General features: G+C 69.8%; 21 protein-coding genes. 11 read left to right on the forward strand and 10 right to left on the reverse strand.

All coding sequences use genetic code 11. From position 1 onward, the window contains the following. Window positions 1–204: 204 nt before the first annotated feature. The 3 genes from AC1G9L_RS02510 (at window position 205) to AC1G9L_RS02520 (ending at window position 3,276) form a co-directional block, all read left to right on the forward strand. Entirely contained in the window at window positions 205–2,292 is a 2,088-nt protein-coding gene (locus AC1G9L_RS02510; protein WP_019799325.1) for a DUF4350 domain-containing protein, read from the forward strand. Between the two features lie 225 nt (window positions 2,293–2,517). Next, the gene (locus AC1G9L_RS02515; protein ID WP_019799324.1) at window positions 2,518–2,838 is read left to right on the forward strand and encodes a DUF3817 domain-containing protein; all 321 of its coding nucleotides are present in this window, start codon (window positions 2,518–2,520) and stop codon (window positions 2,836–2,838) included. Between the two features lie 105 nt (window positions 2,839–2,943). After that, the gene (locus AC1G9L_RS02520; protein ID WP_481070215.1) at window positions 2,944–3,276 is read left to right on the forward strand and encodes a hypothetical protein; all 333 of its coding nucleotides are present in this window, start codon (window positions 2,944–2,946) and stop codon (window positions 3,274–3,276) included. A gap of 27 nt (window positions 3,277–3,303) precedes the next feature. Here the strand turns inward: AC1G9L_RS02520 and AC1G9L_RS02525 are convergent, their stop codons facing one another. Together AC1G9L_RS02525 and AC1G9L_RS02530 are read right to left on the reverse strand one after the other, a co-directional pair. Continuing rightward, window positions 3,304–4,395: a DUF1615 family protein gene (locus tag AC1G9L_RS02525; RefSeq protein ID WP_019799322.1), complete on the reverse strand. Its 1,092-nt coding sequence runs from the start codon at window positions 4,393–4,395 to the stop codon at window positions 3,304–3,306. Window positions 4,396–4,460: 65 nt separating this feature from the next. Continuing rightward, on the reverse strand, window positions 4,461–5,294 hold the full coding sequence (locus AC1G9L_RS02530; protein ID WP_019799321.1) for an NAD(P)H-dependent oxidoreductase: 834 nt from the start codon (window positions 5,292–5,294) through the stop codon (window positions 4,461–4,463). 84 nt (window positions 5,295–5,378) lie between these two features. Here AC1G9L_RS02530 and AC1G9L_RS02535 point away from each other — a divergent pair, with 84 nt between their 5' ends. After that, window positions 5,379–6,272, forward strand: coding sequence for a LysR family transcriptional regulator (locus AC1G9L_RS02535; protein ID WP_481070216.1), 894 nt, complete (start codon window positions 5,379–5,381; stop codon window positions 6,270–6,272). A gap of 24 nt (window positions 6,273–6,296) precedes the next feature. Here the strand turns inward: AC1G9L_RS02535 and AC1G9L_RS02540 are convergent, their stop codons facing one another. The 3 genes from AC1G9L_RS02540 to AC1G9L_RS02550 form a co-directional block, all read right to left on the reverse strand. Beyond that, window positions 6,297–7,133 carry a methyltransferase gene (locus AC1G9L_RS02540; RefSeq protein ID WP_019799973.1) on the reverse strand — a complete coding sequence of 279 codons (837 nt, stop codon included), beginning with the start codon at window positions 7,131–7,133 and terminating at the stop codon, window positions 6,297–6,299. A 247-nt stretch (window positions 7,134–7,380) separates the two neighbouring features. Further along, the gene (locus AC1G9L_RS02545; protein WP_019799972.1) at window positions 7,381–8,577 is read right to left on the reverse strand and encodes a peptidoglycan-binding protein; all 1,197 of its coding nucleotides are present in this window, start codon (window positions 8,575–8,577) and stop codon (window positions 7,381–7,383) included. A gap of 21 nt (window positions 8,578–8,598) precedes the next feature. Next, on the reverse strand, window positions 8,599–9,288 hold the full coding sequence (locus AC1G9L_RS02550; RefSeq protein ID WP_481070217.1) for a hypothetical protein: 690 nt from the start codon (window positions 9,286–9,288) through the stop codon (window positions 8,599–8,601). A gap of 292 nt (window positions 9,289–9,580) precedes the next feature. On the opposite strand from AC1G9L_RS02550, the gene AC1G9L_RS02555 reads away from it, so the two are divergent. The 4 genes from AC1G9L_RS02555 (at window position 9,581) to AC1G9L_RS02570 (ending at window position 13,498) form a co-directional block, all read left to right on the forward strand. After that, window positions 9,581–10,456, forward strand: coding sequence for a DMT family transporter (locus AC1G9L_RS02555; RefSeq protein WP_481070992.1), 876 nt, complete (start codon window positions 9,581–9,583; stop codon window positions 10,454–10,456). Between the two features lie 185 nt (window positions 10,457–10,641). Beyond that, complete coding sequence (locus AC1G9L_RS02560; protein ID WP_019799969.1) at window positions 10,642–10,989, forward strand: hypothetical protein; 348 nt, start codon at window positions 10,642–10,644, stop codon at window positions 10,987–10,989. Window positions 10,990–11,128: 139 nt separating this feature from the next. Beyond that, the gene (gene cycA / locus AC1G9L_RS02565) at window positions 11,129–12,499 is read left to right on the forward strand and encodes a D-serine/D-alanine/glycine transporter (RefSeq protein WP_019799334.1); all 1,371 of its coding nucleotides are present in this window, start codon (window positions 11,129–11,131) and stop codon (window positions 12,497–12,499) included. A gap of 78 nt (window positions 12,500–12,577) precedes the next feature. After that, a complete protein-coding gene (locus AC1G9L_RS02570; protein WP_019799335.1) occupies window positions 12,578–13,498 on the forward strand; it encodes a CorA family divalent cation transporter in 921 nt (306 codons plus the stop codon). A gap of 29 nt (window positions 13,499–13,527) precedes the next feature. Here AC1G9L_RS02570 and AC1G9L_RS02575 read toward each other — a convergent pair whose 3' ends face one another. After that, complete coding sequence (locus AC1G9L_RS02575; RefSeq protein ID WP_019800639.1) at window positions 13,528–13,887, reverse strand: hypothetical protein; 360 nt, start codon at window positions 13,885–13,887, stop codon at window positions 13,528–13,530. 302 nt (window positions 13,888–14,189) lie between these two features. Here AC1G9L_RS02575 and AC1G9L_RS02580 point away from each other — a divergent pair, with 302 nt between their 5' ends. Continuing rightward, window positions 14,190–15,089 (forward strand): AraC family transcriptional regulator N-terminal domain-containing protein, encoded by a 900-nt coding sequence (locus AC1G9L_RS02580; RefSeq protein ID WP_019800640.1) that lies wholly within the window; start codon window positions 14,190–14,192, stop codon window positions 15,087–15,089. Between the two features lie 273 nt (window positions 15,090–15,362). Here the strand turns inward: AC1G9L_RS02580 and AC1G9L_RS02585 are convergent, their stop codons facing one another. Further along, window positions 15,363–15,836 (reverse strand): DUF4410 domain-containing protein, encoded by a 474-nt coding sequence (locus AC1G9L_RS02585; RefSeq protein WP_019800641.1) that lies wholly within the window; start codon window positions 15,834–15,836, stop codon window positions 15,363–15,365. Between the two features lie 83 nt (window positions 15,837–15,919). Next, entirely contained in the window at window positions 15,920–16,705 is a 786-nt protein-coding gene (locus AC1G9L_RS02590) for a transporter substrate-binding domain-containing protein (protein WP_481070218.1), read from the reverse strand. Between the two features lie 330 nt (window positions 16,706–17,035). On the opposite strand from AC1G9L_RS02590, the gene AC1G9L_RS02595 reads away from it, so the two are divergent. Together AC1G9L_RS02595 and AC1G9L_RS02600 are read left to right on the forward strand one after the other, a co-directional pair. Then, on the forward strand, window positions 17,036–17,962 hold the full coding sequence (locus AC1G9L_RS02595; RefSeq protein WP_481070994.1) for a hypothetical protein: 927 nt from the start codon (window positions 17,036–17,038) through the stop codon (window positions 17,960–17,962). 416 nt (window positions 17,963–18,378) lie between these two features. Beyond that, entirely contained in the window at window positions 18,379–19,149 is a 771-nt protein-coding gene (locus AC1G9L_RS02600) for a transglycosylase SLT domain-containing protein (protein ID WP_019799064.1), read from the forward strand. Between the two features lie 7 nt (window positions 19,150–19,156). Here AC1G9L_RS02600 and AC1G9L_RS02605 read toward each other — a convergent pair whose 3' ends face one another. Together AC1G9L_RS02605 and treA are read right to left on the reverse strand one after the other, a co-directional pair. After that, window positions 19,157–20,602, reverse strand: a complete 1,446-nt coding sequence (locus AC1G9L_RS02605; protein WP_481070219.1) for a hypothetical protein — start codon at window positions 20,600–20,602, stop codon at window positions 19,157–19,159. Window positions 20,603–20,659: 57 nt separating this feature from the next. Beyond that, window positions 20,660–22,351 carry an alpha,alpha-trehalase TreA gene (gene treA, locus AC1G9L_RS02610; RefSeq protein WP_019802031.1) on the reverse strand — a complete coding sequence of 564 codons (1,692 nt, stop codon included), beginning with the start codon at window positions 22,349–22,351 and terminating at the stop codon, window positions 20,660–20,662. Between the last annotated feature and the right edge of the window lie 32 nt (window positions 22,352–22,383).

Raw genomic sequence — 22,383 nt, forward strand, 5'->3', positions numbered from 1 at the left:
TCAGCGTATGCGTCGCGCTGCATGATGCGTGCAGCGCGGTGCACCAACCGGCTGCGGCGTGAGGTACGGCGTGCGGATTGTGCGCAGTTGCGCGTGCAAACGCCGCAAGATGCACAAGTGCGCGCATGGCAAAACTGCGCACAATGCAGGCGCTGGCACAGCGCAGGGGGCGTGCCAGCGTTTCCTCTTGCGAAGGTGTTGCGCATGCCACTGTTCCGTGTTCCGCAACGCTGCGGCGTTGCCCTGTTCGCTGCGATGCTGTCGATCCTGCTCTGCCTGCCGATGCTGGCGCAGGCGCAGGCCACCCGCTATCGCGACGTCGCGCCGTTGTTGCTGGGCGTGGCCTGGTATCCGGAGCAGTGGCCGGAGGCACAGTGGGAGCACGATCTGGCGCTGATGCAGGCGGCGCACGTGCGCGTGGTGCGCATCGGCGAGTTCGCCTGGAGCCGAATGGAGCCGCGCGAGGGGCAGTACGACTTCGCCTGGATGGATCGCGCCATCGCCGCGGCCGCGCGCCACGGCATGGTGGTGGTGCTGGGCACGCCGACCGCGGCGCCGCCGGCCTGGTTGACCCAGGCCTATCCGGACACCTTGCGGGTCAGCCAGGACGGGGTGCGCGACGAGCACGGCAACCGCCAGCAGTTCTCCTTCGCCAGCACCCGCTACCGGCGCTTCGCGCATGCCATCGCCGAGCAGATGGCGCAGCGCTATGGGCACAACCCGCACGTGGTCGGCTGGCAGCTGGACAACGAGTACGCGCAGTCCTCGTTCGATCCCGAGGCCAAGGCGCAGTTCCACGCCTGGCTGCAGCGCAAGTACGGCAGCATTGAGGCGCTCAACCAGCGCTGGGCCACCGCCTACTGGAGCCAGACCTACAACGACTTCGCGCAGATCCCGGTGCGCGACGACGAGGAGAATCCGGCGCTGCTCCTGGAGTGGAAGCGCTTCGTCAGCGACACGTGGGCCGACTATTCGCGCAACCAGATCGACGCGATCCGCCCGCATGCCGATCCGCGCCAGTTCATCACCACCAACACCATGGGCTGGTTCGCCGGTTTCGACGCCTACACCGTGCACGACGTGCTCGACATCGCCGCCTGGGACGACTACGTCGCCGGCGAGCGCTACGACTGGGTGGACAATGCGGCGCGCCACGATCTGACCCGCGGCTACAAGCAGCGCAACTACTGGGTGATGGAGACCCAGCCGGGCTTCGTCAACTGGCGCGCGACCAACGTGGCGCTGCGCAAGGGCCAGGTGCGGGCGATGGCGTGGCAGGCGGTGGCGCATGGCGCCGATGCGGTCTCGTACTGGCAGTGGCGCGCCGCGCCCAACGGGCAGGAGGAATACCACGGCACCCTGGTCGGCGCCGACGGCACACCGGTGCCGGTGTATGCGGAGATCCAGCAGGTCGGCGCGGAGTTCGCCAAGGCCGGTCCGGCCCTGGCCGCCACCACGCCGCAGGCGCAGGTGGCGCTGATCAACGACTTCGACAGCCGCTGGGCGATCGGCTTCCAGAAGCACGCGGCCGACTTCGATCCGGTCGTGCAGATGAAGAGCTTCTACCGGCCGCTGCGGCAGCAGGCGCAGGTGGTCGATGTGGTCTCGGCGATGGCGCCGCTGGAGCGCTACAAGCTGGTGGTGGCGCCGGCGCTGAACGTGCTGACCGAGGAACAGGCGCAGCGGCTGAAGGCCTATGTCGAACACGGCGGGCATCTGGTGCTGGGGCCGCGCAGCGGCATGAAGAACATCGACAACGGCCTGCATCCGCAGCGCCAGCCCGGTCCGCTGGCGGCGTTGCTCGGTGGGCGCGTGGAGCAGTTCTATGCGCTGGACAAGCCGATCCCGCTGGCCGGTGCGGGCGCCGACGGCAGCGCCAAAATCTGGGCCGAACAGTTGCAGGCCACTGCCGCCGACACCACCGCACCGCTGCGCTACGGCGCGGCCAACGGCTGGCTGGATGGCACGCCGGCGCTGCTGACCCGGCGCGTCGGCAAGGGCCGCATCAGCTATGTCGGTGGCTGGTTCGACGACGCCACGCTGGATCGCCTCACCGGTGACTGGTTGCGCGACGCCGGGGTGCAGGCGCCGCTGGCCGACGTGCCGGAAGATGTGGAAGTGGGCGTGCGCAGCGATGGCGCGCTTCGCATCGTGGTGCTGATCAACCACGGCGCCACCGCGCACACCGTGCGGCTGCCGGCGTCGATGCGCGCGCTGCTGGGGCCGGCGCCGAGCAACGACACGGTGCAGCTGGCGCCGGACGACGTGGCGGTGCTGGAACAGCGCCGCTGAGGACTGCCGCGGTGCGCTGCGGCGCACTGCCGGCCACGCGATGACGGATCGGTGCGATGGGTCTACCTGTGCCGCGCTCGCTGTGCCCGCGTCGCGCCTGTGCGCCACGCGTAAGGACACGCTCTACAATGCAGGTGCCAGCGGGCGTCGCCGCCGCCATCGCGTCGCGGCGTCGTTCCCTCACTGGAGTCGCGTGTGTCCTTGTCTTCTTCTGCTTCTGCTCCGTTGTCGCCGGTGGGCCGGCTGTTCGCCGCTGCCGCCGTGTTCGAAGGCCTGACCTGGGCCGGCCTGTTGCTCGGCATGCTGCTCAAGTACGGCACCCAGACCACCGAACTGGGTGTGTGGCTGTTCGGCCGCCTGCATGGTTTGGCGTTCCTGCTGTACGTGGTCGTCAGCCTGATTGCGGCGCTGCGGTTGCGTTGGCCCTGGTGGGCATGGGCGCTGAGCCTGCTGGCGGCGTTGCCGCCGCTGGTCACGGTGCCGCTGGAACTGTGGTTCCGCCGCATCGGCCTGCTCGGCGCGGCAGGGCAGCGCACAGCTGCCTAGTGCCGCGCTTCGGCGCAGGCACGTCGCGGTGTGCGCTGCGGCGCGTTGTGCCGGCATTCTCCGGCAGCGCTCTAGAATGCAGCCCCCAGTGCAGGCGAGGAGGCCATGGGCAAACGCAAACGACGACCGCCCCCGCCAATGCCGACACCCACGCGCTTGCAACGACTGGTCGCGCGTCTGGAACGGCCGGTGTCGATGCTGATGGCCGCGATCATCGGCGCGAGCGCCGTGGTGAAGCTGTACCTGCTGGCGAAGGCGCTGCTGAGCGGCGTGTACATCGGCGTATCGAGAGTCGGCCCGCCACGGATCTACCTGCTGCAGACCGATCCGGGGCACTACTGGTTCTCGATCGCCTGGGATGGCGTGCTCAGCCTCGTGTTGCTGGCGCTTGCCGTCGCCCTTGGCTGGTCGATGATGGCGCTGCGCAAGCCGACATAGCATCGGGTCGGCGGATCGCCGCGGCCGTCACTTGGCCAGGCAACGCTGCCAACGCTCGGTCACGCGCTGCGCGAACCAGGCGGTGGTGAGCTTGCGGGTGATCTTCGGGCTTTCCAGGGCGATGCCCGGCAGCACCGCGCGTGGCAGTGGCTTGCCGGCATCGCGGTCTGCCAGGGCGAACACCTGGCGATACAGCGCGCTGTCGGCGAAATCCGCCTCGCTGCCGCGCTGCAGTTCGCGGCGGATGGTGCGCGCATCCATGCCCAGTTGCGTGCTCAGGCTGCGTGCGGCGCGCTCGGTGGCGCCGGGGGCGTCGAGCTCGGCGCCTGGCGTCAGCAGATCGCCATCGAGGGCGAGCGAGATGCCGCTGGCGCGCGCCAGCGCAGCCTGGAACGCGGCATTGCGGCTGGCGTACCAGCCGGCATTGAAGTCGGCGAAGCGGTATAGCATCGCCGCCGCGTTCGGGTAGCCGAGCAGGTGGCGGGTGCCGAACCAGATGCCGCCGCGGCGGCTGAACACCGCGTGGCGCACGCCGTCGCCCAGCGGATACGGATAGCCATCGATATGCGCCTGCGCGAAGGCGATGCTCACCTGCATCGACCCGGCGGTGTGCACCGGGTTGAGATCGCCGAACAGGCGCTGGCCCAGCGGCACACTGCCGGCGATGTCCTCGAAGATGGTGCTGAGATCCTGCTCGGTGCGTGCGGCGGCCAGACGCTCGGCATAGCTGCGTCCATCCGGCCCGCGTAATTGCAGCGCTGCATCCAGCGCGAACGCCGGCACATGCACCGCCGCCGCGCGCCGTTGCAGTTCCGCCCGGGCGATCTTGCCCAGCCCCGGCACTGGCGGATTGGTCTGGTAGGTCGATTCCTGTTCGATCACCGCCAGGACCGCACAGATGTTCTCGGCATTGGTGCCCAGACGCTGCGAAGCCAGGGCCACGTAGACATCGTCGGCCCAGCCGCGGCGATCGGGTACCGTCGCCGGGATGCGACGGGCGATGTCGGCCTTGACCTCGCTGGGCGTGCGCTCGGGCACGCGCGGCGCCTGCGTGGCGCAGGCGCCGAGCAAGACGGCGCTGCACACGGCAACAAGGCGGACGAAGACGGCGGTGGACATCGGCGCGGCGGCTCCAACGGAGTGGCGGTCGCCTGCATCCTACAGGTGCGCTGTCGGCACCGCGCCTACGTCGTCGGCGTCGACGCTGTGCTGTCGGAGGTCGCCGCCGCTTGCGTGTCCGCGTCGAGCATATGGATGCTGAAGCCGCTGCGGCCGGGTGCGAACTCATCTCGCAGCGTCAGTGCCGGAATCGCGTAGTCGCCTGCATTCTGCTTGCGGAACGCGATCGGCGTGGTGCTGAACAGCGTGTCCAGGCGTTCGCCGAGCGCCGCGCTGGTCTGCGCGAAACGCACCGCATCCATGCGTCCGCTGCGGTACACCACGAACGGCGGCAGCACCTCGAACCCGGGGTAATGCAGGATGCCGTGCTGGATCGGGAACAGCAGGTCGTCGATCGGCCCGTTGATGCCGCGCGGTGCGTAGTGCGATTCCCAGCCGCCGGCGGTGACGATCAGCATCGCGCGCTTGCCGGCCAGCGTGCCTTCGCCGTAGCGGTCGCCCCAGTGCGTGTCGGAGTGTTCGCCGACGCCGTAGGCGAAGCCGCAGGCATACACCCGGTCCACCCAGCCCTTGAGGATGGCCGGCATCGAGAACCACCACAGCGGGAACTGCAGCAGCAGCGCATCGGCCCAACGCAGCTTGTCCTGCTCGGCGGCGATGTCCGCGCGCTGGCGGCCGCTGGCAAAGGCGCGCTGCGAGTCGCGCGAAGGATCGAAGCGCGCGTCCGCGGCACCGTCCAGGCTGTCCTGCGCGTCGACGGTGGTTTTCCAGTCCATTGCGTATAGATCCGAGACCTGGACGCGATGGTCGGCGGCCTGCAAGCGTTGGACCGCCACCTGCTTGAGGGCGCCATTGAGCGAGGCGGGTTCGGGGTGGGCATAGACCAGCAGCACGTTCATGCGGGTTCTCGGTGAGGGAAGGTCTCCACGCTAGGCCGCGCTTCGCTATAGTGGAAATGAATTACCTTGATAGTCGCTATTGCCATGGTTGATCTGCGGCGCCTGGACCTCAATCTGCTGCTGACCCTGGACACGCTGCTCGACACGCACAACGTGACCCGCGCCGCGGCGCGCCTGCATCTGTCGCAGCCGTCGGTCAGCGTGCACCTGGCCAAGTTGCGCGAGGCGCTGGGCGATCCGTTGCTGCTGCCGTGGCCGCGCGGCATGCGCCCCACCGCCCGCGCCGAAGCGCTGCGCGCCCCGTTGCGCGAGGCCTTGCAGGCGCTGCAACAGGCGGTGGCGCCGGTCGCGCCGTTCGATCCGGCGCGCGCGCAGACGCTGTGGCGGGTGGCGGCCAGCGACTACGGTGCGTCCACCGTGCTGCTGCCGGCGATCGACGCCTTGCGCCGGGTGGCGCCGGGGACAACGTTGGCGGTATTGCAGTTGGCGCCGCCGACGATCCCGCAGCAGGCCGAACAGGGCCAGATCGACCTGGCCCTGCACACCGTCGCCGACGCGCCGCCCGGCCTGCGCCGGCGCACGCTGTTCGCCGAACACTACGTGCTGGTCGGTCGGGCCGGCCATCCGCGGTTACGACGTCGACCGAGCCTGGCCCAGTTCTGCGCACTCGAGCATGCCATCGTCTCGCCCGATGGCGGCGGCTTCAGCGGCGTCACCGATGCCGCGCTGCGCGCGCATGGCCTGCAGCGCCGGGTGGTGCTGTCGGTGCCGCACTTCCAGTTCGTGGTTGCCGCGCTCCAGCGCAGCGACCTGGTGGCGATGCTGCCCGAGCGCCTGGTGCGCGACCAGCCCGGCCTGCGGGTGTGCGCGCCGCCGCTGGAACTGCCCGGCTACGAGATGGCCATGCTCTGGCACGAGCGCGTGCACCGCGATCCGGCGCACCGCTGGTTGCGCGAGCACATTCTCGCGTCGATCTGATATCGCGTTGGGCGCGCTGCCGCCTCAGCGGCGCGTGGCCAGCACCCCGTCCAGCGCCAGGTGCGCGGCGAAACCGGCCTTCTCCAGGCGCTTGGCCACTTCGCGCGGCACGTCGCGGCCGCTGGTGAGCTTGTTCGGCGTGCCGGTGTAGTGGAACAGCCGGCCGCCGCGGCGCAGAACCCGCGCGAGCTGGTCGTAGAAGGTTTGCGCGTAGAGCTCCCCGGCGATGCCGAAACGTGGCGGGTCGTGCAGGATCGCGTCCATCGACGCATCGGCGATGCTGCCGATGGCCGCGCCGACATCGCCATGGGTCAGCTGCAGGCGACCGTCGCTGGCGGCCGGATCCGGCGACCACGGATTGAGCGTGCGCAGCCACAGCACGTCGGCGTTCTTCTCGAACGAGTGCAGGCGCGCCACGCCGGCCTCCAGCGCGCAGGCGGCGAAATAGCCGAGGCCGCCGCAGGTATCCAGCACCTGCTTGCCGCGCGGTTCCACCAGCGCCACCTTGCGCCGCGCGTCCTCGAACGGCGACAGCTGCGCGCTGGGCAGCATCTTGATGCCGTCGATCTCGAAGGTCGGCGCGCCCCACTCGGTCGGCACCAGCTTGATCAACGCACCGCCGAAGCGCGACACCGCGGCGAAGTCCTCGCCGTCCCAATAGTAGAGCGTGCGGTCCTTGAGCTTGCCCGGATAGGGATAGTCGTGCCCCTGCCATTGCCAGCCTTCAGCGCCAAGCAGCGCCTGGCCGTGGCTGCGCTCCAGGTCGAGCGAGCCGGACCAGGTGGCGGCGCCGGCATCGCGCGCGGCAAGCAATGCGGTGGCGAGCGGACGGGTGAGCAGGGGGCCGGAATAGCGGGTCACGGGGATCTGCCGGCGGCAGGGCGCGGCGCGGGGCTCGGATGCGGGAGCGCATCGTAACCGACGCGGCGCCGAGAGGGGGTGACTGCGACGGGCAAGCGCGGCATGTGACATCGCTACGTGCGAAACGTATCGGCAGGATTGCGGCACCGGACCAACGCGCTACTCCGGCAGAAGCGCTTTGCTCCCCGGTGCACATCCCATCGGGACCGTGGTGCCGCGCGCTGCGCGAGCAGCGAGGCAGCTTCGTTCAATGCGCCATGCCACCGCGTGCCTGCGCAGGTTCCTGCTGTGGGGCCGGCTGCTGCAATGCTTGATCGCGCTGCTGATTCTGCGCATCCACCTGGCGGGTGCTTTCCTGCAGCGTCGGCGCCTGGTCCAGATCGACACGCGCACGAAATCCTGGCGTGATGCCGGCGACGAATACGACCTTGTCCTGTACCGTGACCGTCTGCAGTTGCTGCGGGCCCTGGATGCCCTCGGCCTTGGCCGCTTGCACGGTGTGCGCGACTTGCGCGTCGGTGGCGCCGGGCATGCGTTCGCGCAACGCGTCGAAGAACGGATGGTCGGCATGCGTGGCTTCGGAGAGCAGGGGCGAGCGCTTGGCCTCCGCCAGAGCTGCCCGTGTGTCGCGTCCGACGACGGCATCGTCATCCAGGCCATGCGCGCGCTGGAACTCTTTCAGGGCATGGCGCGTATTGCGTCCGAAGTCGCCATCCGGCTTCAACGGCTTGCCGTCCGCGCCCCGGTAGCCCAGTTCAGCCAACTGTTCCTGCAGTGCCCGGGTTTGCTGGTTGCGCTCATCTCCACCCATGCTGGCCAGCTGCTGCAGCGAGACCTTGCCACTCCGGATGTCGGCGACCAGCTCTGGCGTGATGGTCTCGGCCCATTGGTTCGCGGCCTGCACGCGTTCGTTGGCACCGTTGTCGCCACCATTGATGATGCGGCCCGCTGCACGGGCGTTGTCGCGCAGGTTCTCCGGTACGCGATCCCGCCAATAGGCCACCGCGAGATTGGCCGCCGTCTGCGGTTCGGCCGCCAGGTCCGGGTTGTTGGCGAGATCGACATTGAAGCGCTGGCCGTAGCGCTCGTAGTTGTCGCGGCCGGTGTACTGCAGATAGCCGCGGCCATGAAACCGCCAGCCGTCGCCGGGTTCGGTATTGCCGAGATCGGCGCGGTTTTCGTACATCACGGTGGCAATGCGCTGCGGATCGCGGCTGGCGACGGCGTCCTCCACCTGCTTGCGGGTGAAGCGGTCATCGGCCGAGGAGACCGCGGCGATCACGCTGTCGGCCGAGGTATAGCCCAGGTTCTCGTGCATGCGGCGAAAGTGGCCGGTCTCGACGGCGGCGTTTCCCATCAGGTTGGCCAGTTCCGTCGGCGAGGTGATGCCGGAATCGACCGCAGTCTTGAGCAGCAATGCCGAGCTTTCGTTGAAACGGGGCATGGTTCTCTCCTTGGAATCGGATTACTGGACGACGGCGCGGTGCTTGTCCATGGCGTCCTGCAGCTTTTCTGGGTCGATCTGCGAAATCGGGGTCCATGCGAAGTCCGCCGGATAACTGGCGGTTCCCCGGAAGACCTCCATCGCGCCGCTCTGCGGATTCTCTGCAGGTGCCGTGCTGCTCGCTTCCGCCAGATACCAGGCTTTCTTGGCCGAGTCGTACTTCAGCGTGTAGGTGACATTGCTGCGCGCCTGCTGGTTGACGTAGACGATTTCCTGCGTCTTCAGGCTCAGGTTGTCGTCCAGGCGCTTCGCGTTGCGCGCCACATCGTTGTAGAGGCAGTCGACCGCTTGCGGGCTACGGTCGGCCACGCTCCATGCCGCATTCGCCTGTTGCAGGACCAACAGCTCGCAAGTGTTGCCTGACGCATCGGCATTGGCGTGGCGGACGATGGCCACGGCATCGGTCCCGCCGTTGCCGGTCAGGTCGTGCTGTTTGAAGGCGAGGATCTGGTCTCCCGGCTTGAGCAAGGGTTGCAGGGATGCCTCCCCTGAAAGCGACGCCGCCGGCGAAGCGGACGCCTTGTCGGTCGTTGGAGCAGGGGAGGGCGAGTCCGTGCCGCCGTTGTCGGCCGGTGTGGTTTGCGCGGCCGGCTGGCAGCCGATCAGGCTTGCCGCAAGGAGGAAAGGCAGACAACGTGGCAGTGATGGCATCGGGCGGTCTCTGGCTGCATGCAACGGACGCGTTGCGATCGGGTTCAAGGCAGCAGGGAGGCCGGCGAGGCGGTCTTGGGTTCGCGTCGTCCTGACACGGAGGCAACTCCCGCTCCCTGGATGCAACCGCGGGCGCACCCTTGGTTGCGCTGAGGCTTATAGCAACGCATTGCTTAAGAATTTGTCGTGTCCTGGACAGTTCGCGCGGTCGCTGCTTCCGTTCCCCCCGCATAATGGTCGCCAGTTCCCGCGTGCCCGGTATGGGGCGCCGTTCGATCGCAAGAGGCTCATGATGCTCAAGGGTGTGCTGCTCGGTTTCGCCTGTTACGCCGCCTATTCGATCAGCGATGCCTTCGTGAAGGGGCTGGAGGGGTCGCTGCCGGCCTACGAGGTGGTGTTCTTCGGGGCGCTGCTGATGCTTGCGGCGCTGCCGTTCCTGAAGAAGCCGGGCGATCGCTGGCGCGAGGTGGTGGTGGCGCAGCGGCCCAGTATCTGGTTGTTGCGCGCGTTCACCGGCGCGGCCGGCAATCTGTCCGCGGTCACTGCGTTCACCCTGCTGCCGATGGCCGAGGCGTTCGCGCTGATCTTCCTGATGCCGATCTTCGTCACCGTGCTGTCGGTGCTGCTGCTCAAGGAGGAGGTGCGCTGGCGGCGCTGGATGGCGGTGATCGTCGGCTTCATCGGGGTGCTGGTGGTGCTGCGGCCGGGGTTCCGGCACCTGGGCCAGGGCCATGTCGCGGCGATCGTCTGCGGCCTGGTCGGGGCGGTGTCGGTGATCAGCCTGCGCATGGCCGGGCCCGGCGAGAAGCGCCTGACCCTGTACGGCGCCGGCGTGCTAGGCCCGCTGCTGATGGGCGGCCTGCTGATGCTGCCGACCTTCGTCTGGCCGACCTGGCAGCAGTGGATCCTGCTGGCCGGCTACGGCCTGCTCGCCGGCCTGGCCGCGATCTTCATGATGTACGCCTCGCGGTCGGCGCCGATCAGCGCGGTGGCGCCGACCCAGTACAGCCAGATGCTGTGGGCAATCGGCTTCGGCTACTGGCTGTTCCACGATCACCTGGACTGGCCGATGGCGGTGGGCATCGCGCTGATCCTGGGCGCCGGGCTGTTCACCCTGGTGCGCGAAGAGAAGGTCACGCGGTGGTGGCGGCGCACCAAATTGGTATGAGCGCGGCCGCCTGAGCCGATCTCGGTCGCCGCACCGGCGCCGATCAGGACATCGCCGATACGGCCGCGCACCCAGCGCGGCGATGCTGCCGGCTCATGGACGAGGCAGGGCAGCGGCGCGTGGCCGCGATGGAGTGCAGCGGTCGCCGCGCCATCGGACTTTCCTTATCAAGATCGGAGAACGGCATGATCAACAATGCGATGGAACAATTGCGCGACGCCGCCACCCATGCGGGCGTGCGGGTGGTGGCAGGCGTGGTCGGCGCGGACGGTGCGGTCCGCAACGGCGCGGGGTATACGGTGGCGCACGTCAGCACCGGGCATTACCTGGTGAGCTTCCAGCCGCCGTTCCAGGCGCTGGATGGGGTCTCGGTCACCCAGATCTATCCGGGCGACGGCAGTACCTGCGACAACGCGGTGATCATCCGCCTGGATGCGGGCCAGGTGCTGCTGAAGACCGGCGATGGCGGCGGCAACCAGTCCGACCGCGACTTCAGCTTCGTGGCGATCGGGCAGGGCGGCGCGCTGGCCTGAGCGACGGCACTCGCGGCGGCGCGGACGGCATGCGGCGCCGTCCGCGTCGCCGCGGGCGCCACCCGGCGCACGCGCGGCTGGCGCGCGCTGCCGCCATCTTCTATGTTTGCAGGCTAATCCCCCGCGATGGCCTGTGCCCATGACCGATCCGTCCGCCCAGCCCGACCACCTGCAGCGCAGCCTCTCCAACCGCCACCTGCAGCTGATCGCAATCGGCGGGGCGATCGGCACCGGCCTGTTCATGGGCTCGGGCAAGACCATCAGCCTGGCCGGGCCATCGATCCTGTTCGTGTACCTGATCATCGGCGTGATGCTGTTCTTCGTGATGCGCGCGATGGGCGAGCTGCTGCTGTCGAACCTGGAGTACAAGTCGTTCATCGACTTCTCCACCGACCTGCTGGGGCCCTGGGCCGGCTTCTTCTGCGGCTGGACCTACTGGTTCTGCTGGATCATCACCGCCATCGCCGACGTGATCGCGATCGCCGCCTACGCGCAGTTCTGGTTCCCGACGCTGGCGCCGTGGATCCCGGCGATGCTGTGCGTGCTGTTGCTGCTGGGGCTGAACCTGGTGACGGTGAAGCTGTTCGGCGAAATGGAATTCTGGTTCGCGCTCATCAAGATCATCGCCATCTGCGCGCTGATCCTCACCGGCGCCGGCCTGGTCGCCTGGGGCTTCCAGTCGCCGTCCGGGCACGTGGCCTCGCTGGCCAACCTGTGGAACGACGGCGGCATGTTCCCGATGGGGCTGGGCGGGTTCTTCGCCGGGTTCCAGATCGCGGTGTTCGCCTTCGTCGGCATCGAACTGGTCGGCACCACCGCCGCCGAGACCGCCGACCCGCGCAGCAACCTGCCCAAGGCGATCAACTCGATCCCGGTGCGCATCCTGGTGTTCTACGTGCTGGCGCTGGTGGCGATCATGGCGGTGACGCCGTGGCGCGAGGTGGTGCCGGGCAAGAGCCCGTTCGTGGAGCTGTTCGTGCTGGCCGGCGTGCCGGCCGCGGCCAGCCTGATCAACTTCGTGGTGCTGACCTCGGCCACGTCCTCGGCCAACAGCGGCATCTTCTCCACCAGCCGCATGCTCTACGGCCTGGCCGAGGAGCGCCACGCGCCGCGCGGCTTCGCCCGGCTCTCGCGCGCGGCGGTGCCGGCGCGCGGGCTGCTGTTCTCCTGCGCCTGCCTGCTCGGCGGCACCGTGCTGATGTACCTGATCCCGAACCTGGTCACCGCCTTCACCCTGGTCACCACCCTGGCCGCGGTGCTGTTCATGTTCGTCTGGTCGCTGATCCTGTGCGCCTACATCGCCTACCGGCGCAAGCGCCCGCAACTGCATGCGGCCTCCGCGTTCAAGATGCCCGGCGGCGTGGTCATGTGCTACGTGTGCCTGGCGTTCTTCGCCTTCGTGCTGGCGCTGCTGACCCTGCAGGCCGACACCCGCCAGGCGCTGTTCGCCAGCCCGGTGTGGTTCCTGCTGCTGGGCGTGGGCTACGCGTTGAAGCGCCGCAGTGCCTGAACCGGTGCGCGCGGCGGGCGTTGACGCTCCGCGCGCGCTGACGGATGCTCGCGGCCTTTCCTGCGCGAGCCCGTCCCGATGATCACCATCCACCGCCTCGGCGGCACTTCCGATACGCCGGTGTGCTGGGTGGACCTGTGCCGGCCGAGCGAGGCGGAGCTGGCCGAGGTCGACGAGAAGGTCGGTTTCGCGGTGCCGACGCGCGCGGCCATCGGCGAGATCGAGTTCAGCAGCCGGGTGCGGGTGGAAGGCGAGGTGCTGTTCCTCAACGTGCCGCGCTTCCAGGACGAGGACGGCCCGACCGCGCCGCTCGGGTTCGCGGTGTCGCCGCGGGTGCTGGTGACCCAGCGCGAGCAGCCGATGGCCTCGCTGGATGCGGTGGCCGCGCAGTTGCAGCACAGCCCCTGTCGCAGCAGCGACGACCTGCTGCTGCGCCTGCTCGACGAACTGGTCGGGCGCCTGGCCGACCGCCTGGAAGCGCTGGAGGCGCAGATCACCGAGACCACGCGCGCGGCGTTCGCCAAGCCGCATGCGCGGCACAAGTCGCGGCACCTGGAGCGGATGCTGCACGACGTCGGCGACATGGGCCGGCGCCTGGGCGGCATGCACAACGCCGGCCACGGTCTGCTGCGCGTGGCCACCTACCTGGACGATGCGGCGCCGGACTGGTTCGGCGAGGACGCGGCCAAGCGCATCGGCCTGTTGCACAAGGATCTGGCCACCCTGATCGAATTCGAGCAGCACCTGGACGACCGCATCGAGTTCCTGCTCGACAGCGTGCTGGGCATGATCAACGTCGACCAGAACAACGTGATGAAGGTGATGGCGGTGGCCTCGGTGGTCGGTATCCCGCCGACGGTGCTGGTCGGCATCTGGGGCATGAACTTCGCGCACATGCCCGAGTTGAAATGGCACGACGCCTACTACTGGGCGCTGGGCGTGATCGCGCTGAGCATGCTGTTGCCGCTGGCCTGGTTCCGCCGGCGCGGCTGGGTCTGACCAGCCGCGCGCGGCGCCGGCCGTGCAGGTCACGCGGCGAGGCTGTCGGCCTCGGCGGCGTCCTCCTCCCGGTCGCTTTCCTCGCCGCTGACGTGCTGCACCGCGGCGATGTCCCACGATACCGTGTCCGGGTCGATCAAGGCGTGGATTGCCGCGCCGTGCAGTTCGCGCATCAGCCGCCGCGCCGACGCGGTGCCGTGCGCCACGCTGTCCCACAGCACCATGTCGACCACGCTGCCGTCGCGGCGGCGGGCGATGCGCCGCGAGCGGAAGCCGGGCTGGCGCTGCAGCCAGGCATCGACCTCGGCATTGGCGCGCAGGAAGGTGCGCCAGGTGCAGTCGAGCAGGCGGAAGGTGGCGATTTCCAGGGCTTCGGTATGGGGATGCATCGGTCTCTCCTGCGGTCTGCATCGCCCGCATGGCACGCTGGCAGCGACGCGACAGCGCGACGAGGGGCATGGGGAAGGGACAGGGCCGTACGGCCGGAACAGGCGGGCGGGGGCGGGCGTTCCGGGACGGCGCCGGTAGGGGAACCGGCCGAGACAGGATGCTGGCCGGCGCCGCGGGCGCGTTAGCGCGATCCAACGGAATTCTTGTACGATCCTGCAAGCCGCGTCGCGCCCTGGTCCGCGCCGGCGCAGCATCGTGCAAGCTTGCCTTCCTCCTTTCGCACGCTACGGCGCCCTTGCCGATGACCGCGCTCGCCCACCGTTACCAGGAAATGGCCGCCCTGGTTGCCCGATTGGCCGTCCCCGATGGCGACCACGAGACCGCCATCGAGGGCTTCTTCTGTTCCTACCGCTCCGCGCCGTCGCCGAAGACGCACACCGCGCAGTGGCCCGTCTTCGCGCTGGTGTTGCAGGGCGAGAAGTGCCTGACCCTGGGCAACGAGGAATACCGCTACGGCGTGGGCACCTTTCTGCTGGTGACGCTGGATCTGCCGGTGGTCTCGCGCATCACCCAGGCCAGCCCGGAACAGCCGCTGCTGGGCGTGGGCATGTCGATCCTGCCGGACCGGCTGCGCGAACTGCTTGAGCGCATCCCCTTGCCGCCGCAGGTCGGGGCCGAACGCCCGCGTGGCGTCTCGGTCAACACCGCGTGCCCGGACCTGCTGGACGCCACGCTGCGCATGCTGCGGCTGCTGGAACGTCCGGCCGACATCGCGGCGATGGCGCCGCTGATCGAACAGGAGATCCTGTATCGCCTGCTGGCCGGGCCATGCGGGCCGAACCTGCTGCGCATCGCCCAGGAGGACAGCCCCAGCAACCGCATCGCCAAGGCCATCGCCTGGCTGCGCCAGCACTACGCCGAGCCGCTGCGGATCGAGGATCTGGCGCGCCAGGTCAACATGAGCGTGTCCTCGCTGCATCATCATTTCAGCGCGGTCGCGGCGATGACGCCGCTGCAGTACCAGAAGCAATTGCGCCTGCGCGAGGCGCGGCGGCTGATGGTGGTCGAACGCATGGACGTGGGCGCCGCCGGCTACCGTGTCGGCTACCAGAGCCCATCACAGTTCAGTCGCGAATACAGCCGGCTGTACGGACGTTCGCCGCGCAGCGACCTGGCCGAGCAGTTGGGCCTGGCCGGCTGAGCGGTACCGGCACTGCGCGGGCGCCTTGCGCATTTGACGTGCTGCCTGATCGACGACAGCGCATCGCGCATCAATTCGAAGTGTGTGCTGTAGGAGCGGCTTCAGCCGCGACGGGCTTTACCGGGAACGCTCCGTCGCGGCTGAAGCCGCTCCTACGGGGCAAGCTGCATGCGGCTGGAGTGTCGTGGGAGCAGGTGATTCGAAGTGCCCTAGCGCGGTGGAGCACTTCGGCGCCCGCGCAGGACCGCTGCGGTCCTGCACGGGCGGCATGCACTACTGCAGTTGCTTGAGCCGCGCGACGATCTCTTCGGCGTGGCGCTCGATCAGGCCTTCGGAGGTGCCCCAGGCAGTGCTGTTGGTCGATTCCACATCGAACTGCGCGGCGGTCTTGCCGTTGGCATCGGCGACGCTGATGCGGCTCTTGATCTTGTCGCGCCCGGCCATGATGCCGGCCCAGAAGCGCGCGCCATTGCTGCGCATGTAGTAGTGATCGATGACGATGGTCATCTTGCGCGCATTGGCCTGGCCCTGTGTGCCGTGCAGGTGCGCCGCGTCCAGTTGCGCGTCGAGCTGGCGGCGGAACATGGCCAGACTTTCGGCATCGGTGTCGTCGTTGCCGGTGAGCTGGTACCAGTAGGTTTCGGCGGTGGTCGCCTTGTAGCTCTGGTGCACCACGCTGTTGGTCGCGCATCCGGTGGCCAGCAACATCACGCTCAGCAGCGCGAGCGTTTTCCATTGCAGTTTCATGCTCTCTCCTTGTTGGTCCCCATGCCGGGGCGAACGCCGCCGGCCGCGGCAGCATAGCGGCTGCACGCGGGCAGGCGGGAGGTTTAGGGAATTGGTTCCGGATCGCCCAGCCACGCCGCCACGATCCGCGCATAGGCGCCGCTGGCCTTGCTCAGGTGCAGCCACTGGTCGACGTAGGTCTTCCAGGCCATGTCGTCGCGCGGCAGCAGGAACGCCTTCTCGCTGTACTGCAGCGGCCGCTGCGGCGCCACCGCGCACAGGCCGGGCACCTGGCGCTGCTGGAAGCGCGCCTCGGAGGCGTCGGTGATCATGACGTCGGCGCGGCCCTCGCGCAGGTCGCGGAAGATGGCGGGGTTGTCGTCGGACAGCAGCAGTTGCGCATGCGGCAGTTCGCGGCGGGCGAACGCCTCGTTGGTGCCGCCGCGCGGTTCGATCACCCGCACCTCGGGGCGGTCGATCTGGGCGATGTCGCGGTAGCGCGCCTGGTCGGCGCAGCGCACCAGCGGGATCTTGCCGTCGACCTCCAGCACTGCACTGAACCAGGCCTGGCGTTGCCGCGGGAGCGACACCGAGATGCCGCCGACGGCGATGTCGCAGCGGTCGGCGCGCAGGTCCGGCAGCAGCGTCGGCCAGCGCGTCGGTACCCACTGCAACTTGACCTCCAGGCTGTCGGCCAGCGATTGCGCCAGGGCGATGTCGATGCCGTCGTAGCCGCCGTCGGCGCGCAGGCGGCTGTAGGGCGCGTAGTCGCCGGTGGTGCACACGCGCAGCGTGCCACGTTGCAGGACGCTGTCCAGGTGCGAGGGCGCGGCGTGCGCGGGCAGCGCCAGCGCGGCGCCGAGCAGGGCGGTGGCCAGGCGTCGGGTCATGCGGTTCTCCTGCGGCAGGGCGGGTGTCGGGGCCCGCTGGCTGTACGCCGGCTGTCGCGCCGGCCGGGCGCGTCACCTTAGCCGGTTTCCTCGTGCGCCGACGCAATCCCTGACGCGACAAGGCCTTGCGTGTCGGCAGCGGCGGCAGGTGGCGGCGTGTCGCGGCCCGCCGCGCGCGGCGGCACGCGCCGGCAACGGAACTCCCGGCACGCTGTACCGGTCCGTCCCCCACATTCGCCCCAGCCGCCTGCCCATGGATCCTCGACCGTCGTGACCGCCCTCCCTGCGCAAGACCGTTGGCTGCAGCTGTGGGCGGCACTGGCGACTGCGATGATCCTGGCCTTGCTGGGGCGCCTGCTGTGGGGCGCGCCGTCGGCGCCGCCGCGCGCGGCGGCCGAGGATGCGCTGCGCCTGGTGTTCCTGCCGCGGCAGCCGGCGCGTCGCGCGCCGGTCCCGCCGCCGGCATCCACGCGTGCGCCCTCGACGGCCGCGCGCATGCCGGCTGCGGCGCGGCAACCGCACGCCGCTCCCGCGCCGACTTCTTCGTCGACGCCGATCGCGCCCGCTGCGGCCGCCACGGGCATGGCGGCGACGCTCTACACCGGCGATGGCCATCCGCGCCTGCCCGATGCGGTGGCGGTGGATCCGTTCGCGCAGGCGCAGGGCACGCCGCCCGGGACGCTCAATCCGCGCGATGTCGCCAAGTCCAAGCGCCTGCTCGAACGGCCCAATCCGATCGACTACCGGTCCACCCGCTTCGACAAGGACTGGGCCAGCGACGGCACCCTCGGCGACGTCGCCGTGCAGGGCATCAACCGCGCGATCAAGCAACTGTTGCCCAAGAACACGCACCAGTCGGCGGTGGCGCGGCCGCCGCCGGACGTGCGCTTCAACCCGGCGCTGCACGAACGCCCCAGCGACCTCGGCAGCGAGGCGACTGGCGATGCGTACAAGGCCGCCCCGATCGCGTTCGAGAAGGCACCCGGACTGGACGGCGAAGCCAGCCGGCGGATTCGCCAGGCCCTGGCCGACCTGCAGCAACGCCGCGGCGCCTGCCCGGCGGCGCAGCGCGAGCGCCTGCTGACGCCGGTGCGCGAGCACCTGGACGCGTTGCTGCACGTGGAAACCGCAATGGCCAAGGGCGCCGACCCGATCCGCGCGCAGCAACTGCTGCCGCGCGAGGCCGACAGCGCCTACGACCTGGCGAGGCGCGCGCTGTGGTACGCCGACCAGAAGCTGGCGGCGTGTGCGCCGTAGGCGGTGATTCGATCTTGGTAGCCCTCCCACAGTGCACCAGCCAGCTTGCTGGATTCCTGTAGGAGCGGCTTCAGCCGCGATGGCTTTCCAGGGAAGGCCTCGTCGCGGCTGAAGCCGCTCCTACGGGTGTGCTCCCCTCGGGTTGTCGGAGGCGCCCCTCAGCCGCGCAGGCGGAGGATGCGGTGTATTCGACTTGGAAGCGTCGGGACTGAAGTCCCTCCCACAGTGCACCCCGCCAGCTTGCCGCGGATTGCTGTAGGAGCGGCTTCAGCCGCGAGGCTTTCCCGATAAAGCATCGCGGCTGAAGCCGCTCCTACGAGGGAGGCGCTGTCGGACAGCGCGCCGAACGCCGCCATCACTCGCCTCGACGCGCGCTGCGCCATGATGCGCGCCCACCCTATCCGAGCGTGTCGCCGATGTCGCTTGCCCGTGCCGCGCTGTGCCTGCTGTGCTGCGGTGTCGCCGCCGGCGCGTCCGCGCGCACGGTGTACCGCTGCGTGCGCGATGGCACGGTCAGCCTGGCCACCGCACCGGAACCGGGCTCGCGCTGCACGCCGAAGGAGCTGGACGATGCGGCGATCGCCACGCCCAACCTGTGGGGCAACCTGGGCGTGTTCAGCGGCACCCTGTACGAGCGCGAGCAGGATGGGCGGTTGGTCTACTCCACGCGCAACCTGCCGGGCTCGCGGCCCTACCTGCGCTTCACCGCGGTGACCCCGCCGGGCGAAAGCGCGCACCCCGGCCTGGGCAAGCTCGGCGCGCCGCAACTGCAGGCGCATGCCAAACAGTTCCGCGCCGCGGCGCGCGCCACCGGGGTGGACGAGCCGTGGCTGCGCGCGATCGCGCATGCCGAGAGCGGCTTCGACGCCGCCGCGGTGTCGCCCAAGGGTGCGCAGGGGGTCATGCAACTGTTGCCGGAGGTGGCCAAGGAATACGGCGTGCGCGATCCGTTCGCGGCCGACCAGTCCATCGACGGCGGCGCACGCTACATGCGTGCGCTGCTGCGTCGCTATGGTGGCGATCGGGTGCTGGCCGCAGCCGCCTACAACGCCGGCATCGGCACGGTGACGCGTTACGGCGGCGTGCCGCCGTACGCGGAGACCCGGGAGTACATCGACAAGGTGATGGCCCTGTACCAGCGCTATCGCACCGCGATGGGCATCGCCGTGGAAACGCCGGCGCAGTAGCGCGGCGTCAGCGCAGGCGCTCGATCAGGCGGGACAGCAGCCTGCCCAGCGAGAAGGGAATGCGCCCGATCTGCGCGGCGTCGCGCTGGTCGAGCCGCGCCAGCAGCCGCGCGAAGGTCTCCACCTGCTGCTGCGCGTACGCCGGGTCCAGGCGGGCGATGCCGCCCTCCGGCAGGACCTGGCACAGGTAGTCGGGGATCGGGCAGGTGGCCACGACCGGGATGCCGGCCTGGTACAGCGGCTGGCCCTCGCCGAGCATCGCCACCTCCAGGCGCGGCGACAGGGTCAGCGCGCGCAGCTTGCTGCGCCCGGCGCAGGCCTGCCGATACAGCGCATCCAGTGCCGGTGTGGCCGTGTACACCAGGTCCCGTTCCAGCTTGCCGGTCGGTGCTGGCGCGCCTGCCGCCAGGTCGTCGCGCCATTCGGTGCAGCCGAGGTGCTCGATGGTGATGCCGGCCACCGCGCGCGCGTGGCTGCCGCGGCCGTCCCACAGCTGCGGATGCCGTTGCAGCCAGGCCGAGGTCGCCTGGCGTCCGTGCACGCCGATCTGCGGCAACTGGAAATGGCCGGTGACCAGCACGAACACCAGGGTGCGGCGCCGCGCCGCGCGTGGCAGCGCGGCGAAGGCGTGGGCCAGCGCCAGCACGCCGGCCGCGCCGTTCTCCTCGCAGGCGTTCGGCCCGTCGGTATGCGTGTTGACGATGAGCGTCTCGTCCTGCGCGCGGCCGGGCAGCACCGCATACAGCGTGTCGGTGGTGGTGTCCTGCAGCGTGGCGTGCAGGGTCAGCCGCGCCTGCCTGCGCTGCGCGGCCGCGGCACGCAACGCCTCGGCGTGGCGTGCACTCACCCACACCGCCGGAAGATCGCGGTACGGCGTGATGAACGGCAGCACCTGGCCGTGCAGTTGCGCCTCGGAAACGCCCTCGAACACGCAGATCACCGCGCGCACGCCGTGCCGACGCGCCTTGTCCAGCGCCACCGCCTGCAGGCCGGTCAGCAGCGGGGTGGTGATGGGCGATGCGACGTCGGCGTCGCCGTCAGGCAGCCGCGCCTTGCGCTTGAACGCCAGCGTCAGCAAGGTCCGATCGAGGTCGCGACGGCGCAGGGCCACCACCGCGATCTTGCCGCGCGCCTTGCGGAACGAGCGTGGGCGGCCGTCGAACCAGACCAGTTCGCCGGCGAGGCCGTCGGGCGGGGTGACGCCGGAGTAGGGCAGGGGCGCGGCGACCGCGATCGCGCTGCCGTCGTCCAGGGCCAGCTGCGTGGCATGCGCCGTCCAGCGACGCAGCGGCAGGTGGTCGCGCTGGACCTGCAGGCCCAGCGCCTGCAGTTCGGCGGCCAGGAAGTCGATCGCCGCGGCGTGTGCCGGGCTGCCGGTCAGGCGTGGGCCGAACCCGTTCAGGCGCTCGATCCAGTGCCACAGCTGCGCCTGCGACGGCAGGCCGCGCAGCACGGCGGCTTCGGCGCCAGGCGCGTGCCCCGGCCAGGCGAGGTGTGGATGGCGGGCGATTCAGGGCAATGCCGGCTCCGGTTCCGGCTGCGTGCGCGGCTGCGGCGCGGTGGGCGCGGTTGCGGCCGGGGCGCTGTACAGATCCATCAGCAGCAGGGTGACGCCGTTGGTCCAGCCGAAGCCGTCCTGCAACGCGTACTCGCCGCCGCCGCCGCCCTTGGCCTGCGCGTCCACGCCGTACTTCTCCACCAGCTTGTGCTGCTGCGCGAACAGCGCCTGCACCCGCGCCAGGAAACGGCTGCCGATGCGCTGCGCCAGCGTGTCCTGGCCGTAGCGGCGCAGGCCGTCCACGGCGATCCATTGCAGCGGCGCCCAGCCGTTGGGTTCGTCCCACTGCTGGCCGGTATGCAGACGCGTGGTGGCCACGCCGCCGGGGCGCAGCAACTGCGCCTGCACGGTGTCGGCAGTGCGCTTGGCCCGCACCGGCGAGGCAACGCCGACGAACAGCGGGTACAGCGCCGCGGCGGTGACCTGCTCGCGCAGCCGGCGCTGCTGCCAGTCGTAGTCGGCGTAGTAGCCGGCGTCGCTCCACAGGTGCTTGTCGATCGCGGTCTTGCGCGCGCTGGCCAGGGCGGCATAGTCGGTGTCGCAGCCGGGCGCGCCCGGGTTCTTGGCGCAAGCCAGGGCCAGGGTGGTCTCCAGGTGGTAGAGCAGGCTGTTCAGGTCGACCGGGACGATGGCGGTGGTGCGGATGCTGGCCAGGGTCTTGCGGTCGCCGAGCCAGCGGCTGGAATAGTCCCAGCCGCTCTCGGCGCCGGCGCGCAGGTCGCGGTAGACCTCGGCGGCGGGGCGGTCCTTGGCCTCGGCGGCGGTGCGCACGTCGTGCAGCCAGGCCTCCGGGCGTGGCGTGTCGCGCGCGTCCCAGTAGCGGTTGAGCAGGCTGCCGTCGGCCAGGCGCACCACGTGCGCATGCGCGCTGCCCGGGGCCAGGGTCTGCGCGCCTTCCATCCAGTACGCGTATTCCTTCTGCAACTGCGGCAGGTAGCGCGCGTAGGCGGCATCGCCTTCCACCCTGGCCTGCAACTGCACCATGTGCGAGAAGAACGGCGGCTGCGAGCGGCTCAGGTAGTAAGTGCGGTTGCCGTTGGGGATGTGCCCGTAGGTATCGATCAGGTAGGCGAAGTTGTCCAGCATCTGCCGGCTGCGTTCGTGTTCGCCGCTCTCCACCAGGCCGAGCATGGTGAAGTAGGAATCCCAGTAGTAGACCTCGCGGAAGCGCCCGCCCGGCACCACGTAGGGGTGCGGCAGCGACAGCAGGCTGCTGTAGGGCGGCACGTCGACCTGACGGCGCACCAGCAGCGGCCACAGCGCGTCGATGTGCTCGCGCAGGCCGGTGTCCTGGCGGATCGCCTCGGTCTGCACCGGGCCGGATTCCTCGAAGTTGGCGGCGACGAAACGGCGCAGGTCGAAACCGGGCTGCTGGCGCTGCGCCAGATAGTCGGCGTTGATCAGCGCCGGGTCGCGCAGCGGCAGCGCGTCGACGAAGTGCTTCTGGTCGTCGAACAGTTCCTGCTGCTGCACCGCCTGGAACAGTTCCGGGTAGGCCAGGTCGGGCGTCTGCGGCGGCGGTGCCGGGGCGGTCAGCGTCGTCGCCGGCGCGGCCTCCGCCATGGCGGTATCGGCGGTGCCGAGCAACAGGCCGAGCGACAGGCTCAGCAGCGGGGTGCAGCAGGGAGGAGCGGCATGGCTCATGTCGGGTCCAGAGCAGGATGCGTGCGGCATGG

It is taken from the genome of Xanthomonas sp. NCPPB 1132, from assembly GCF_056629235.1.

Excerpts from the sequence above, each read along its gene's own strand:
- AC1G9L_RS02510 (WP_019799325.1), top strand. The coding sequence starts at position 205 with ATGCCACTGTTCCGTGTTCCGCAACGCTGCGGCGTTGCCCTGTTCGCT.
- AC1G9L_RS02520 (WP_481070215.1), top strand. The coding sequence starts at position 2,944 with ATGGGCAAACGCAAACGACGACCGCCCCCGCCAATGCCGACACCCACG.
- AC1G9L_RS02525 (WP_019799322.1), bottom strand. The coding sequence starts at position 4,395 with ATGTCCACCGCCGTCTTCGTCCGCCTTGTTGCCGTGTGCAGCGCCGTC.
- AC1G9L_RS02530 (WP_019799321.1), bottom strand. The coding sequence starts at position 5,294 with ATGAACGTGCTGCTGGTCTATGCCCACCCCGAACCCGCCTCGCTCAAT.
- AC1G9L_RS02535 (WP_481070216.1), top strand. The coding sequence starts at position 5,379 with ATGGTTGATCTGCGGCGCCTGGACCTCAATCTGCTGCTGACCCTGGAC.
- AC1G9L_RS02545 (WP_019799972.1), bottom strand. The coding sequence starts at position 8,577 with ATGCCCCGTTTCAACGAAAGCTCGGCATTGCTGCTCAAGACTGCGGTC.
- AC1G9L_RS02550 (WP_481070217.1), bottom strand. The coding sequence starts at position 9,288 with ATGCCATCACTGCCACGTTGTCTGCCTTTCCTCCTTGCGGCAAGCCTG.
- AC1G9L_RS02555 (WP_481070992.1), top strand. The coding sequence starts at position 9,581 with ATGCTCAAGGGTGTGCTGCTCGGTTTCGCCTGTTACGCCGCCTATTCG.
- AC1G9L_RS02560 (WP_019799969.1), top strand. The coding sequence starts at position 10,642 with ATGATCAACAATGCGATGGAACAATTGCGCGACGCCGCCACCCATGCG.
- cycA (WP_019799334.1), top strand. The coding sequence starts at position 11,129 with ATGACCGATCCGTCCGCCCAGCCCGACCACCTGCAGCGCAGCCTCTCC.
- AC1G9L_RS02570 (WP_019799335.1), top strand. The coding sequence starts at position 12,578 with ATGATCACCATCCACCGCCTCGGCGGCACTTCCGATACGCCGGTGTGC.
- AC1G9L_RS02575 (WP_019800639.1), bottom strand. The coding sequence starts at position 13,887 with ATGCATCCCCATACCGAAGCCCTGGAAATCGCCACCTTCCGCCTGCTC.
- AC1G9L_RS02580 (WP_019800640.1), top strand. The coding sequence starts at position 14,190 with ATGACCGCGCTCGCCCACCGTTACCAGGAAATGGCCGCCCTGGTTGCC.
- AC1G9L_RS02585 (WP_019800641.1), bottom strand. The coding sequence starts at position 15,836 with ATGAAACTGCAATGGAAAACGCTCGCGCTGCTGAGCGTGATGTTGCTG.
- AC1G9L_RS02590 (WP_481070218.1), bottom strand. The coding sequence starts at position 16,705 with ATGACCCGACGCCTGGCCACCGCCCTGCTCGGCGCCGCGCTGGCGCTG.
- AC1G9L_RS02595 (WP_481070994.1), top strand. The coding sequence starts at position 17,036 with ATGATCCTGGCCTTGCTGGGGCGCCTGCTGTGGGGCGCGCCGTCGGCG.
- AC1G9L_RS02600 (WP_019799064.1), top strand. The coding sequence starts at position 18,379 with ATGTCGCTTGCCCGTGCCGCGCTGTGCCTGCTGTGCTGCGGTGTCGCC.
- treA (WP_019802031.1), bottom strand. The coding sequence starts at position 22,351 with ATGAGCCATGCCGCTCCTCCCTGCTGCACCCCGCTGCTGAGCCTGTCG.